General features: G+C 68.4%; 13 protein-coding genes and 1 riboswitch. Of the genes, 6 read left to right on the top strand and 7 right to left on the bottom strand.

Annotated features, from left to right (window positions below):
- Positions 1–37: 37 nt before the first annotated feature.
- A complete protein-coding gene (locus NQK81_RS31005; RefSeq protein WP_257484330.1) occupies positions 38–913 on the top strand; it encodes a TIGR03621 family F420-dependent LLM class oxidoreductase in 876 nt (291 codons plus the stop codon).
- On the opposite strand, the gene NQK81_RS31000 is transcribed toward NQK81_RS31005, so the two are convergent.
- Together NQK81_RS31000 and NQK81_RS30995 are read right to left on the bottom strand one after the other, a co-directional pair.
- Entirely contained in the window at positions 907–1,524 is a 618-nt protein-coding gene (locus NQK81_RS31000) for an NAD(P)-dependent oxidoreductase (protein ID WP_257484329.1), read from the bottom strand. The two genes, NQK81_RS31005 and NQK81_RS31000, sit on opposite strands and share 7 nt — an antisense overlap.
- A 96-nt stretch (positions 1,525–1,620) precedes the next feature.
- On the bottom strand, positions 1,621–2,742 hold the full coding sequence (locus NQK81_RS30995; protein ID WP_257484328.1) for a hypothetical protein: 1,122 nt from the start codon (positions 2,740–2,742) through the stop codon (positions 1,621–1,623).
- Positions 2,743–3,082: 340 nt separating this feature from the next.
- Here NQK81_RS30995 and NQK81_RS30990 point away from each other — a divergent pair, with 340 nt between their 5' ends.
- From NQK81_RS30990 to NQK81_RS30975, 4 genes are all read left to right on the top strand, one after another.
- Complete coding sequence (locus NQK81_RS30990; protein ID WP_192743535.1) at positions 3,083–3,688, top strand: 50S ribosomal protein L25/general stress protein Ctc; 606 nt, start codon at positions 3,083–3,085, stop codon at positions 3,686–3,688.
- A 10-nt stretch (positions 3,689–3,698) separates the two neighbouring features.
- Positions 3,699–4,295 carry an aminoacyl-tRNA hydrolase gene (gene pth, locus NQK81_RS30985; protein WP_257484327.1) on the top strand — a complete coding sequence of 199 codons (597 nt, stop codon included), beginning with the start codon at positions 3,699–3,701 and terminating at the stop codon, positions 4,293–4,295.
- Between the two features lie 159 nt (positions 4,296–4,454).
- Complete coding sequence (locus tag NQK81_RS30980; RefSeq protein WP_257484326.1) at positions 4,455–4,814, top strand: DivIVA domain-containing protein; 360 nt, start codon at positions 4,455–4,457, stop codon at positions 4,812–4,814.
- Positions 4,814–5,143: a DivIVA domain-containing protein gene (locus NQK81_RS30975; RefSeq protein WP_257484325.1), complete on the top strand. Its 330-nt coding sequence runs from the start codon at positions 4,814–4,816 to the stop codon at positions 5,141–5,143. Before NQK81_RS30980 ends, NQK81_RS30975 begins: the two co-directional genes overlap by 1 nt.
- 61 nt (positions 5,144–5,204) lie before the next feature.
- Here the strand turns inward: NQK81_RS30975 and NQK81_RS30970 are convergent, their stop codons facing one another.
- The 5 genes from NQK81_RS30970 to rsmA all read right to left on the bottom strand — a co-directional run bounded on the left by NQK81_RS30970 (position 5,205) and on the right by rsmA (position 12,246).
- Positions 5,205–6,896: a fatty acyl-AMP ligase gene (locus tag NQK81_RS30970; protein WP_257484324.1), complete on the bottom strand. Its 1,692-nt coding sequence runs from the start codon at positions 6,894–6,896 to the stop codon at positions 5,205–5,207.
- Between the two features lie 51 nt (positions 6,897–6,947).
- A complete protein-coding gene (locus NQK81_RS30965; RefSeq protein WP_257484323.1) occupies positions 6,948–8,720 on the bottom strand; it encodes an ABC-F family ATP-binding cassette domain-containing protein in 1,773 nt (590 codons plus the stop codon).
- Positions 8,721–8,787: 67 nt separating this feature from the next.
- Positions 8,788–9,753: a 4-(cytidine 5'-diphospho)-2-C-methyl-D-erythritol kinase gene (locus tag NQK81_RS30960; RefSeq protein ID WP_007028772.1), complete on the bottom strand. Its 966-nt coding sequence runs from the start codon at positions 9,751–9,753 to the stop codon at positions 8,788–8,790.
- A gap of 120 nt (positions 9,754–9,873) precedes the next feature.
- A complete protein-coding gene (locus NQK81_RS30955; RefSeq protein WP_192743540.1) occupies positions 9,874–10,884 on the bottom strand; it encodes a methionine ABC transporter ATP-binding protein in 1,011 nt (336 codons plus the stop codon).
- Between the two features lie 212 nt (positions 10,885–11,096).
- Positions 11,097–11,187, bottom strand: a riboswitch (SAM riboswitch).
- A gap of 222 nt (positions 11,188–11,409) precedes the next feature.
- Positions 11,410–12,246: a 16S rRNA (adenine(1518)-N(6)/adenine(1519)-N(6))-dimethyltransferase RsmA gene (rsmA, locus tag NQK81_RS30950; RefSeq protein ID WP_257484322.1), complete on the bottom strand. Its 837-nt coding sequence runs from the start codon at positions 12,244–12,246 to the stop codon at positions 11,410–11,412.
- 40 nt (positions 12,247–12,286) lie between these two features.
- Between rsmA and NQK81_RS30945 the strand changes: the two genes are divergently transcribed.
- Positions 12,287–12,871: a GNAT family N-acetyltransferase gene (locus tag NQK81_RS30945; protein WP_257484321.1), complete on the top strand. Its 585-nt coding sequence runs from the start codon at positions 12,287–12,289 to the stop codon at positions 12,869–12,871.
- The last annotated feature ends 86 nt before the right edge of the window (positions 12,872–12,957 follow it).

Here is a 12,957-nt window from a genome sequence, read left to right as displayed (position 1 = left end):
GCGCGCCCGGCCACACCGGATGGCTAGGTTGCCGTTCATGGGGAAATTCAAATTCGGCGTGAACCTGTGGGGCGCCGAGAACCGTGAAGACTGGGTCGCGAAGTGCCGCCGCGTCGAGGCCCTCGGATACGACGTCATCTCCGTGCCCGACCATCTCGGCCCGGGACGGAACGCGCCTTTCCCGGCGCTGACCATGGCCGCCGCGGTCACCGAGCGGCCCCGCGTCGGCACTCTCGTTTCCAACATGGCTTTCTACAACGCCGCGCTCTTCGCCCGCGAAGTCGTCACGACGGTGAAGATGACGGGCGACCGGCTCGACCTCGGGCTCGGCTCCGGCCACATGAAATCGGAATTCGACGAGGCCGGCCTGCCGTGGACCCCGGCCAAGGAACGTATCGAGTACCTCGCCAAGAGCCTTGACCACCTGCGCGAACACTTCGCCGGCGAAGGAATCACTCCCCCGCCGCTACTCCTCGCGGGCAACAGCGACGGTGTGCTCTCACTCGCCGCCCGCGAAGCCGACATCGCCGGCTTCGCGGGCCTTCGTCAAGCACCGGGGAAACCGCCGGGCACGTTCCGGCTCGACGACGCCGAGCGCATGGACGAACGCGTCGCCTTCTTCCGCTCGCACGCGAATGGCCGCGATCCCGAACTGAACATGCTCGTCCAGCGGGTCGTCGTCACGGACGACCGGCGCGCGGCCGCCGCGTCCTGGCGTGAGGAGCTCAAGGACCAGGACAGCCTCGACGTCGACGCCCTGCTCGAAACGCCCCAATTGCTGTTCGGAACCACCGAAGAGATGGTCCGGCAGCTCCAGGAGCGTCGCGAACGATACGGCTTCTCCTACATCACGGTGTTCGAACCGATGCTGGAATCGTTCGCGCCGGTCGTGCGGGAACTGTCCGGTCAGTAGGCCACGCAGAAACGCTGACGGCGGCGCTGTGGCTTGTCGATCTCGTCGACGAACGCGATCGCGTAATCGGCGCCGCTGATCTTCGAGCCGCCGTTCTCGTCGGTCAGGAGCACGTCGCCGCCGAGCCGGAACTCGCCGGTCCGCTCGCCTTCGGCCCACGCGCCGAACTCGGCGGCCGGGCTGAGGTAGAACCAGTCGACGTCCTCGGGAAGCTTCCGGAACGCTTCGAGCACCTCGGCGTGCGCACCCGCTTCACCCTTGTACTCGTCCGGGAACTCGGGGGTGTCGATCAGCCGCGGTCCACCCTCGGCCACGTTCAGGCTGCCCGCCCCGCCGACAACGCCGATCCGGGCGCCGTTGTCCTTCGCGACCTGCGCGATCGAAGGCACCGCGTCGAGCAGGCCACTCTGCCCGTGGACCGCGATGACCAGGACATCGGCCCCCTTGGCGACCTCGGCCAAGAATGCCTCGTCGTAGAGCGAGCCCGCCCTGGTGCCCTCACCTTCGGCGTTCCTCGACACCACCAAGACGTCGTGACCGCGGCCGCGCGCCTCGGCGGCGATCTTCCCGCCCGCGTATCCGGTTCCTCCGAAAACAACCAACTTCGCCATCGCGTTTCTCCCTTTTCATCGGCGACCACGCCGATGCTAAGAACGCGAGATCGGCTACTTCAACGTATGCAACGCACCCCGAGGTGAGCGTGCAGGTCAGCCGCCCAGCGTGGCGAACTCGGACTTGAGCTTTTCACGAACACCGGCAACGTCGACCGGAGCCCGGACCTCGCCTTTGGCCGACGGCTTCGCCTGCACCTGATAGCTGGCGTTCCGATTCGGCAGTTTGAACTTGACCTCGCAGGTCATGCTCGTCGTGGTGTCCGGGGCCGCGTCGGCGTTGGCCGTGCAACTCTGCGCCCCGAGGGACTGCGCGGTGAAGTCGACGGTGAGCGTCAGGCGCACGGGCGTCCCGCTCACGCCGCCGATGACGGAATTGGCGACATCGATGGTCGCCCGGCAGGTCCCGACGAAGTCCGTGCAGTCCAGCTTGTCGTTGACGACACTGACCCTGACCTGGGTGAGCGCGTCGAACGGCTGGCCGAGCCCGCCGATCGCGCCGTCCAGATCGGTCTGGAGCTTCTTGAGCGCTTCGCCGGCGAGCGGCTCGACCCGCATCTCGGCGCCGAGCGTCTTGCCGCCCGCCGCGGCGACGAGGGAAGGCGCGAAACTGACGACACGATGCGGCGCCGCGGTGGTCACCCGCAGTGTTCCGAGCCCACTCCCGACGTCGTAGACCTCGGTCCCGTCGGGCAACTTCGAACGGACCGGATCGGTCAACGGGTCCATCCCGGACACCGCGGTCCTCAGCGTCGACGCGGCCTTGCGCGGGCTGAGCACCTCGACGGCGTTCACCGGCAGATCCGAGCTGTCCGTACGGACCCAGCTGGTGCCGTACTGGGCGCTGTCGCCGAGCCCGTGCGCCTTCCAGTACTCCGGCGTCGCCGAGAGGTACAGCTGCTTGTCGGCGGCGATGACCTGGATGGTCTGGCCGTCGACCGGCAGCGCGCCGTACGCGCTCCCGTTCCGGGTGATCCGGAACTGCAGTTCCGCGGGCTGACCGGCCGCGTCCTTGATCGTCGACTTGTAGACGACGGCCGGCGCCTGCTCCAGCGCCTTCAGCGCGCTCTCGACAGCGCCGCGTTGCTCCGCGCGCCGGTCCACCCGCTGCTGCTCGGCGGCCGGGATCCCGGCCGCCCCGTCGATCGCGACGTCACAACCGGCCACGAGACAGCACAGGGCGGCGATCGCGCCGATCTTCGACCGTCGTGCCGGCATTCCGTCCCCTTAGTCTCGCGTGCGAGCAGATCACACCTTAGAAAAGGGGTCCCGCACCACCGCATCCGCGGGTTCGCGAAGCAGCTGTCACCGACTTGTCACCTGTACGAGCCACCCGGCGGCACCCCCGCCCGGCCGCTTGGTCTACACTTTCCCGGTCTCGGCGAGGCGGGTTCCGTGAGCACCTGGTGCCCGACGTGATCGACGCGGCGGCTTGAGTGGCCACACGCGGTCGAGCACGCCTGTGGAATTCGCCGCCGAACACCAGAACCGCCCCGAACCATCCCCACCTCAGCATGCTTTCGCTGAACATGTTGGTGAATTGAAGGAGTGCTACACCGTGTCCGAGGTAACCCTGTCCGTCGAGCCCCGCACCGAATTCGGCAAGGGTGCCGCGCGTCGCACGCGTCGTGCCGGCAAGATCCCCGCGGTGCTGTACGGGCACGGCTCGGACCCGCGCCACTACGCCCTCCCCGCCCTCGAGTTCGCCCGCGTCGTGCGTGAGAACGGCAGCAACGCCGTCATCACCCTCGAGCTCGAAGGCAAGAGCGAGCTGGCGCTGACGAAGACCATCGTCGTCCACCCGCTGAAGAACTACATCGAGCACGTCGACCTGCTGGTCGTCCGCCGTGGCGAGAAGGTCACCGTCGACATCCCCGTCGTCGTCACCGGCACCGCGGGCCCGGGCACCCTGGTCACCACCGACCTCGACACCCTCCAGATCGAGGTCGAGGCGCTGCACATCCCCGAGCAGGTCGAGCTCTCGGTCGAGGGCGTCGAGGCCGGCACCCAGATCCTCGCCTCGCAGGTCACCCTGCCGAAGGGCGCCACCCTGGTCACCGACCCCGAGGCCCTGGTCGTCGCCGTCAACGAGGCGCCGTCCGAGTCCGCGCTCGAGGGCGAAGAGGCCGAGGCTGCGGAGGCCCCCGCCGAGGACGCCGAATAAAGTCACCGATGTGACCGAAGCAGTACTTCCCGGGGCCGGCGAGCAGATCCTGCTCGCCGGCCTCGGCAATCCCGGCCCTCAGTACGCGGGCAACAGGCACAACGTCGGCTTCATGGTGCTCGACGAACTCGCCGGCCGCGTCGGTGGCAAGTTCAAGGCCCACAAGAGCGGCGCCGAAATCCTCGAAGGCAGGCTGGCGGGCAGGCGGGTGGTCCTGGTCAAGCCGCGTTCGTACATGAACCTCTCGGGCGGCCCCGTGGTGGGCGCGGCCCGGTTCTACAAGATCCCCCCGGCCGGTGTCGTGGTCATCCACGACGAGCTGGACGTCGACTTCGGCGCGCTCAAGATGAAACTGGGCGGCGGCGACAACGGCCACAACGGCCTCCGCTCGATCACCAAATCGCTGGGCACGAAGGACTACTACCGTGTCCGCTTCGGCGTCGGCCGCCCTCCGGGACGGCAGGATCCGGCGGATTTCGTGCTGAAAGACTTCTCGACGGTCGAACGGAAAGAGCTCGCTTTCGAGATCGATCGTTGCGCCGACGCCGTTGAAGCGCTTATCAGCACCGGGCTCGCCGCGGCCCAGAACACCTTCCACGCTGGGTGAACCCGCTCACATGGCGGTGTGTTACACCTCGTCACTCGAAGGCGTTTCACCACGCCCCTGATCGAGTCGTGGAATAGCGCTGGCTCTTCCGGGGAACTCTCAAACCCGTTAGGACGGAATGCGGAGATCGCATTCCCCACCGAAACCGGAGAGAGTTTCATGTCGTTTACGGCCGAAGACATCACCGGCGCCACTTTCCCGAACGCCCCGATCGGGCGACGCGGATACGCCAAACACGAGGTCGACGCGTTCCTGGAACGGATCGCCGACACGATCTCGGACCGGGACGACCTGACGGCCGCGGAGGTCCACCACGTCATGTTCTCGCGGCCGTTGATCGGTAAGCGCGGCTACGACGAACGCGAAGTCGACGATTTCCTGGACAAGGTCGAAGTGCAGCTCGCCCACCGGACCGGCCAGCACGCGCTCGGCGTGCCCGGCGCCCGCGAAGAGGACGAAGCGACCGCCGAACGCGCCGTCCCGGCCCGCGGTCCCGTCGAGTTCCTGCGGGAGCGCTAGTGCCCGTCACCGCCTTCGAGGCCAGAACCCGGCAGTTCGACCGGGCGCCGATCGGGGCCCGCGGCTATCACGAACCCGCGGTCGACGCCTTCCTGGAACGGGTCGCGGCGACCCTCGACGGCGATGACGACCTGACGGTTTCGGACGTCCACAACGTCGCGTTCGCCAAGGCGCCGCTGTCGAAACGAGGCTATGACCAGGCAGCGGTCGACGCGTTCCTGCGAGACGTCGAAGGAACGCTGGCCGGGCTGTCGCAATCCGCCAGCTACTACATAGCGCCCGCCTTGGAGCACACCCATACCCGTAAGCCACCCTGGCGACGCCGCTGACCACCGGGAGGTGCAGCGAAAGGGCCGGGTCCGCGATGTTCGCGGACCCGGCCCTTTCGTGTCAGCTCGCCGCCGCGTTCTTGGCGATCTTGTCCGCGAACTGGACTGCGGTCGCGGCCCGCTTCACCTTGCCCGAGGGCGTCTTGGGGAGGCTTCCCGCCGGGAGCACCACGACAGCGAAGGGTCGCATGTCGACGGCGCCGCGTACCTTGGCCGCGACCTCCTTCGCAAGCGCCTTCTCCGTTTCGGGGTCTCCGGCGAGTTTGGATTCGACTACGACGGCGAACCGTTCCCGCCGGCTGCCGGCGTCGAGCCGCACGGCGACGGCGTTCCCCGCCCGGACCCCCTCGACCGAGGTCGCCGCGCGTTCGATGTCGGTCGGGTACAGGTTCCGGCCGCCCATGATGATGACGTCCTTGCGGCGGCCGCAGATCACGATCATGCCGTCGACCAGGTAGCCGAGGTCGCCGGTGAGCAGCCAGCCGTCCTCGTCCTGCGTCGCGAGCGGCCCCTCCATGGTCAGGTACCCCGGGGTCACGGCCTCGCCGCGCAGGCGGATCTCCCCGACCTCGCGCTCCCCGAGCACGGTTCCCTTGTCGTCGACGATCTCGGCTTCGAGCCCGTCGAGCGGCGGACCGAGCACCGCGAAGGAACGGACCTCGTCGGTCCCGCGCCGCGGGTCGCCCTCGGGGACCGGCACCGCGCGGTTGTCCGCCTCGAGTGCGTCGGCCTCGACCACGTCCAGCGTCAAGCCGGTGAACAACGGCGCGAATGAAACCGCGAGAGTCGCCTCCGCCATGCCGTACGCCGGGAAGACGCATTCGGCGGGCATCTTGAAGCGTGCTCCAGCCTCGACGAACGTCCGCACGGCCGTCTCGTCGATCGGCTCGGCGCCGTTGAGCGCGATCCGGAGCTTCGAGAGATCGTACGCGTCGTCGTCCTCGACACGGGACATCCGCCTGCCCACGATCGCGTACGCGAAGTTCGGCGCGGCCGTGGTCGTGCCGTTGTACTTGCTGATCAGCTGCGGCCAGATCAACGGTCCCGACAGGAACTCGAGCGGCGTGATCTTGACGAGTTCGACGCCGAACGTCATCGGTACCGTCAGGAAGCCGACCATCCCCATGTCGTGGAAGGTGGGCAGCCACGAGACCATCACGTCGACGTCGAAATCGAACTCGGCCCGGTCGACCATCGCCTTGACGTTCGAGTACAGGTTTCCGTAGGTGATCTGAACGGCCTTCGGGTCGGCCGTCGATCCGCTGGTCAGCTGGAGAAGCGCCGTGTCCGATTCGGCCGTGGGCACGGGCTCCGCCAGCGGTTCGGCCTCGAGCAGCTCGGTGATGACCTGGAACGCGATGCCGTGCTCCGTGAGCACCGGCGCCAGCTGATCGAACGGCTCACCGAGCAGAACCAGGCCGGACCCGATCATCCGCAGCACGCGAACGGTGTCCTCGGCCCATTCGGCGAGGTCGGTGCGCTGCGTCGGCTGGTGCAGCATCGTCACGCTGCCGCCGGCGAGCCAAACCGCCTGAACCGTCGGCGCGATCAGCGACGGCGCCGCCGCCAGTACCGCGACCGCTTTGCCGGGCTCCAGCCCAGCCGCCACCAGACCCCCGGCGACCCGTTTGGCCTGCTCGTGAATCTCGGCCCACGTACGCCGAACCGGCTCCTTGGGCTCCCCGGTGACCATTCCCCGCTGCTGACCTCGCCCCGCCGCGGTGGCGACGAGCGTGTCCACGAACCGACTCATGCGCGTCACACTACTGTCCGCGCTGAAAGGCCCGCTCGCCGTCGCGTGAACTCATTCGATCGCTTCGGAGGTCTCGAGCCACTGGGCCTCGACCTCCTCCTTCTCCGTTTCGACGGCTTTCAGTTCGGTGTTCAGCTCGATGAGCTTCGTCGGATCGGTCGCCGCGGCGAGCAGCGCCGCGTGCAGCTTCTCTTCCTTCGTGTGCAGCTGGTCGAGCTTGCGCTCCAGACGGGACAGCTCCTTCTGAGCCGCCCGCTGTTCCGCGGCGCTCTTCTTGGGCGCGGAGGCCTGCGCGTTGCCCGCCTTCCGGTCACCGCCGGCTTTCTCGAGGCTCTTGGCGCGCCGGTTCAGGTACTCCTCGATCCCGCCCGGCAGGTGGGTCACCTGCCCGTCCCCGAACAAGGCCACGATCGTGTCGCAGACGCGTTCCACCAGGTATCGGTCGTGCGAAACGACGACGAGGCTGCCCGGCCAGGAATCCAGCAGATCTTCGAGCTGCTGCAAGGTGTCGATGTCGAGATCGTTGGTCGGTTCGTCGAGCAGCAGCACGTTGGGCTCGGCCATGAGGAGCCGGCACAGCTGGAGGCGGCGGCGTTCGCCACCGGAAAGGTCCTCGACCGGCGTCCACTGCCTCGCGGCGGGGAAACCCAGCTTTTCGGCCAGCTGGGAAGCGGTGAGCTCCTGCTTGCCGAACACGACACGTCCGGAGACCTCTTCGATCGCCTGCAGCACGCGCAGATCGCCCGGCAGATCGTCGAGCTCCTGCCGGAGGTGCGCGAGGCTGACCGTCTTGCCCTGGATGCGCCGCCCCGTCTCGGGCTCCCTGTCACCACCGAGCAACTTGAGGAGCGTCGTCTTGCCCGACCCGTTCACGCCGACCAGGCCGATCCGATCCCCGGGCCCGATCCGCCAGGTGACGCGATCGAGCAGGGTGCGGTCGCCGACGGTCAACGTAGCGTCCTCGATCTCCAGCACGGTCTTACCCAGCCGACGGCGGGCGAACGCCTGCAGCTCGACCGAATCACGCGGCTCCGGCACGTCGGAGATCAGCGCCTCCGCCGCCTCGACGCGGTAGCGCGGCTTCGAGGTCCTGGCCTGCGGGCCGCGGCGCAGCCACGCGAGCTCTTTACGAGCGAGGTTCTGCCGCTTCTCTTCCGCCGTCGCCGCCAGCCTCGCCCGCTCGGCGCGCGCGAAGATCCAGTCCGCGTAACCACCTTCGTACTGCTCGACGCGACCGTTCGTGACCTCCCAGGTCAGACTCGCGACCGTGTCGAGGAACCACCGGTCGTGCGTGACGACCACGACCGCGATCTTGCGGTTGAGCAGGTGATCCGCGAGCCAGCGCACACCTTCGACGTCGAGATGGTTGGTCGGCTCGTCGAGGACCACGAGGTCCAGTTCACCGGTGAGGGCGGCGGCCAGCGCCACCCGGCGGCGTTCGCCACCCGACAGGTTCGCCGTCTCCTTGTCGATGCCGAGAGCGGTGATACCCAGACCATCCATAATGGACCGGACACGCGCGTCAGCGGCCCACTCGTGCTCCGCGCCGTAGCGTTCCAGCACGACATCTCCGACCGTGCTGCCGTCGGGAAGTTCGGTCCGCTGGGTGACCACGGCCATCCGCAGGCCCCGGACCTGACTGACACGTCCCGTGTCCGGCTCGCTGATCCCCGCGAGGACCTCCAGCAGCGTCGTCTTCCCGCCCCCGTTGAGACCGACGACACCGATACGCTGCCCCTCCGCCACACCGAGCGAAACACCGTCGAGCAGCGGGCGCACCCCGAAGGACTTGCTCACCGACTCCAGGTTGACCAAGTTGGCCATGCCTCAGCCGATCCTTTCCAAAAAGCTCGCACCACAACGAATTGGTCGATGTCCATTTCGGACACCCTTATGCGTGCACCCGAGGCGGCGACGGCCGCGGCGCGTCGTCTCCGCCGACCAGCCGGGCTCCGGGGACCGGCCCGTGCGCGACACGCACCGTGCGACAGACACCGGCGCCGGACAGTTCCGCGGCGACCTCGACGGCCGACTGGGCGTCCGCGCACAGAAAGGCGCAGGTCGGCCCGGACCCGGACACGGTGCCGGCGAGCGCACCCGCGTTGACTCCCGCCCGCAATGTGCGGCGCAGCCCCGGACGCAGTGAGACAGCGGCCGCCTGCAGGTCATTGCCGAGAAGCAGCGCCAACTGCCGCGGGTCGCCGGAGGCCAGCGCCTCCACCACCGGGGTGTGTGAGCCGATCCGCGGCGGGCTGCCCTCTTCACGCAACTTGTCCAGCTCGCCGAACACCCTCGGAGTCGAAAGCCCACGCTGGTCGAACGCCAAGACCCAGTGGAAGGTGTGCCTCGACAAGACGGGCACCAGCTGCTCGCCCCGGCCGGTGCCCAGCGCTGTCCCGCCGTAAAGCGCGAAAGGAACATCGCTGCCGAGCTTCGCGGCGATACCCGCCAGCTCGTCCCGGGAAATGTCGAGCTTCCAAAGCGACGCGAGCCCCACCAGGGTCGCGGCCGCGTCGGCACTGCCACCGGCCATCCCGCCCGCGACCGGGATGCCCTTGCGCAGCACCACTCTGACCTTGGACTCGCCATCCGCCTTGCCGACATGGGCCGCCAGCGCCTGCGCCGCTTTCCAGGCGAGGTTATTGGCTCCTGTCGGCACGGAACCTTCACCTTCGCCGTAGACCTCGACGCCGGGGTCTTCGGTGACCGCGACGGTCACCTCGTCGGTCAGGGAAAGCGCCTGGAACACGGTCACCAGCTCGTGGTAACCGTCCGGGCGTACGTCACCGACCGACAGGTGCAGGTTGACCTTGGCGGGAACCCTGACGGTTACTGGGGGCGGTACGACGGCGAGCACGCCTCAAGCCTACGTGGCCGCTCCACTTGCGCTGCCACCAGGAGAAAGAGAACGGAGGGGGCAGACGCGAACGGGCCGCCCCGGACGCAGTTCGTCCTGAGCGGCCCGTTCGGAGAGAAATCAGGCGGCGACACCCTGCGGTCCGCGGACCGGGTGGGTCACGTGGCCGCCACGTTCGGCGATCCAGGCGAGCGCGGCGTCCGCGCGCTCACCGCGCACCCCGAGGCGGAACCGGCCGACCGGAGTGTCTCCGATCCGGGTCAGGCCGCCCCCGATGGTGGCGAGCTCGACGTCGAAGCGACCGGCGGCCTCCGGCAGCAGCGCACCGACCGAGGCGAAGCCGACGAGCACGACGTCCACCGCGCGGTCGTACTTCGAGGCCTGCGCCCGCCCGGTTTCGATCGCGGGAAGCAGCGCCTGCGCGGTCCGGCTGTTCGGGTCGGAGATCAGGTCGAGCACGGTTCCGCGTTCGATGACCGCGCCGGCCTCCAGCACCGCGACGTCGTCGCAGACACGGCGGACCACACCCGCGTCGGGCGTGGTGAGCAGCACCGTGACGCCGAGTTCGGCGCGCGCACGGTCGAGCACGGTCAGGACCGCGCCGGACTCCTCGGGCTGCACGCCCGCCGTCGGGTCGTCGGCCAAGAGCACGGACGGTCCGGCGGCCAGCGCCTTGGCGATGGCCACCCGGCGCAGCTGGCCCTCGGACAGGTCGCCCGGTCGCTGCCCGGCACGGGGGGTGAGCCCGACCAGATCGAGCAGGTTGCCGACCCGGTTACGGCGCTGCGGGCCGTCGAGGCCGAGCTGTTCGAGCGGCGAAGCGATGTTGCCGGCGATGGTGCGCTCGGCGAGCAGCTCCGGCTTGGTGCTCACGACTCCGACCTGGCGCCGGATTTCGCGGAGACGGCGTCCGTCGAGGGTCCCGGTGTTGAGGCCGTCGAGACGGACGACGCCGCGGTCGGGACGCTCCTGGAGACCGATGCAACGAGCGAGGGTCGATTTGCCGGAGCCCGCCGGACCGACGACTCCGAACAGCGAGCCAGCTTGGATGTCCACGCTCACATCGCGCAGTGCGACGACGGGATTTCCGTTGAGGGGAAAGGACTTGGACAGGTTTTCGACAGTGATCACGAAAGGCTCCATGCAAATGGGGCGCTGCTTCTTTCGAGCGCGCCAACCGTCACCGAGTGACCGTCCGGGAAACGGACGGATTCAGAGGTAAGGGAAAGAACTCAGGCAGTAACGGTGGAGCGTCGACACGCACTTACCGTGCGGCGACCTTCATCGACGACACGTCGCCTGGTCAGCAGGAGCGGGTGGGTGACCCTGTTCATTAGGCACAGCCTCCATCGGTCCTGGCTGTAGCACCTGCCCTGTGGAGGGTGGTTGCTGCGACTTCGGCGAGCCAGGTCTCTCAGTCGCTCGGGATGGCTCACTGAGTAAAACCGATCCCACTGGATGAAAGCAAGCGCGTAGGCGCAGATCACACGTCTGGTCGCGTCCATCATACAGGATTGGCTGCCCATATCATGGGACGCCGGCTGGCGTACCCGGCCTGCGGCAGGCGCGCTGCCTGCTAAGACAAGGTTCGCCCGCGCCGGATCGAGAGGAGGAACCACGCAGTCGCGCGGCCCCGGTCACACCTGCGCCAGGTGGTCAGCCGGCAGCCGCGGCGATCCGGGCGAACTGATGGACGTCCAGCTGCTCCCCGCGGGTTTTCGGGTCGATACCCGCCTTTTCGAGCAGTTCCCCCGCGCGTTCGGCGGAACCGGCCCAAGACGCCAACGCGGCCCGCAAGGTCTTCCGCCGTTGCGAGAAGGCGGCATCGACGACCGCGAACAGCCGCTCCCGTTCCACGGACGACACCACGTCGCCCCGTTCGAAGGCGACCAAGGCGGAGTCGACGTTCGGAACAGGCCAGAACACCGCCCGGGGCACCGCGGCGACCTTGCGCGTCTTCCCGTACCAGGCGAGCTTGACGCTGGGCACGCCGTAAGTCCGGCTTCCCGGACCCGCCGCCATCCTGTCCGCGACCTCGGTCTGGACCATTACGAGACCACTGGTCAGCGACGGCAGTTCGGCGAGCAGGTGGAGCACGACGGGAACGGCGACGTTGTACGGCAGGTTCGCGACGAGCGCCGTCGGTCGTGCGGGCAGATCGTCCGCGGTGATCCGCAACGCGTCCGCGCCGACGACCGTCAGCCTTTCGGCCCCGCCTCGCTCGGCCACGGTGCTCGGCAGCCGTCCCGCCAGCACGGGATCGATTTCGACCGCGACGACCTCGGCGCCGGTCGCGAGCAGTCCGAGTGTCAGCGAGCCGAGGCCCGGCCCGACCTCCAGGACGACGTCCCCTTCGCCGATCCCCGAGAGGTCGACGATGCGGCGCACCGTGTTGGGATCGTGCACGAAGTTCTGGCCGAGCTTCTTGGTCGGACGTACGTCCAGCTCGGCCGCGAGCGCCCTGATTTCCGCAGGACCGAGCAGTTCAGTCACCCGACGATCGTAACCAGGCCCGGTAAGCCACGATTGGCCGGTGGACGACGTCGTACTCGATGGTGAAAAAGTCCGGCTGCGCGACTGGCGCCCTTCCGACCTCGGGCCGCTCCTCGACCTACTCGATCCCGCGCGGCCCTGGCACGAAACGAACGGACCCTATTTCGGCACCCCGACCACGGCCGCCGTCGAATCCACGGCGCGCGAACTCACCACGATCAAGGCCGAGCCGCCCGATCCCCGCACCAGCCTCGCCGTATGCGACCTGAGCGACGGAAGATTGATCGGCCGGGTCAGTTGGTATTGGGAAAGCAGGGAGACCGACTGGCGGCGGATGGGGCTGGTCATCTACGACGAACGGTTTTGGGGCGGCGGGTTCGGCACCGAGGCCTTGCGCATGTGGACGACCTACTTGTTCTCCCGCACCGACACGCTCCGCCTGGACTTCGCCACGTTCTCGGGGAACCCGGGGATGATCGCCGTCGGGCGGCGGCTCGGGTTCGTCGAAGAAGGCCGGTTCCGGCGCGCCCGGCGCTGGTCCGGCGGCGTCCATGACGCCGTCGTCTACGGGGTGCTCCGCGAGGAGTGGGACCGGAGGCATCGCTCAGGCATGGGGCCGGCCTGATCCGACCCCACCATCCGGATGGCTTTTCCCAAGCGACACGTATCCCACTCAAGGGTGATCGGCGCAGTTCGGCGCAGCCGGAGCGT

It is taken from the genome of Amycolatopsis roodepoortensis, from assembly GCF_024628825.1.
Taxonomy (GTDB): Bacteria; Actinomycetota; Actinomycetes; order Mycobacteriales; family Pseudonocardiaceae; genus Amycolatopsis; species Amycolatopsis roodepoortensis.
This window is presented reverse-complemented; position numbering and strand designations above follow the sequence as displayed.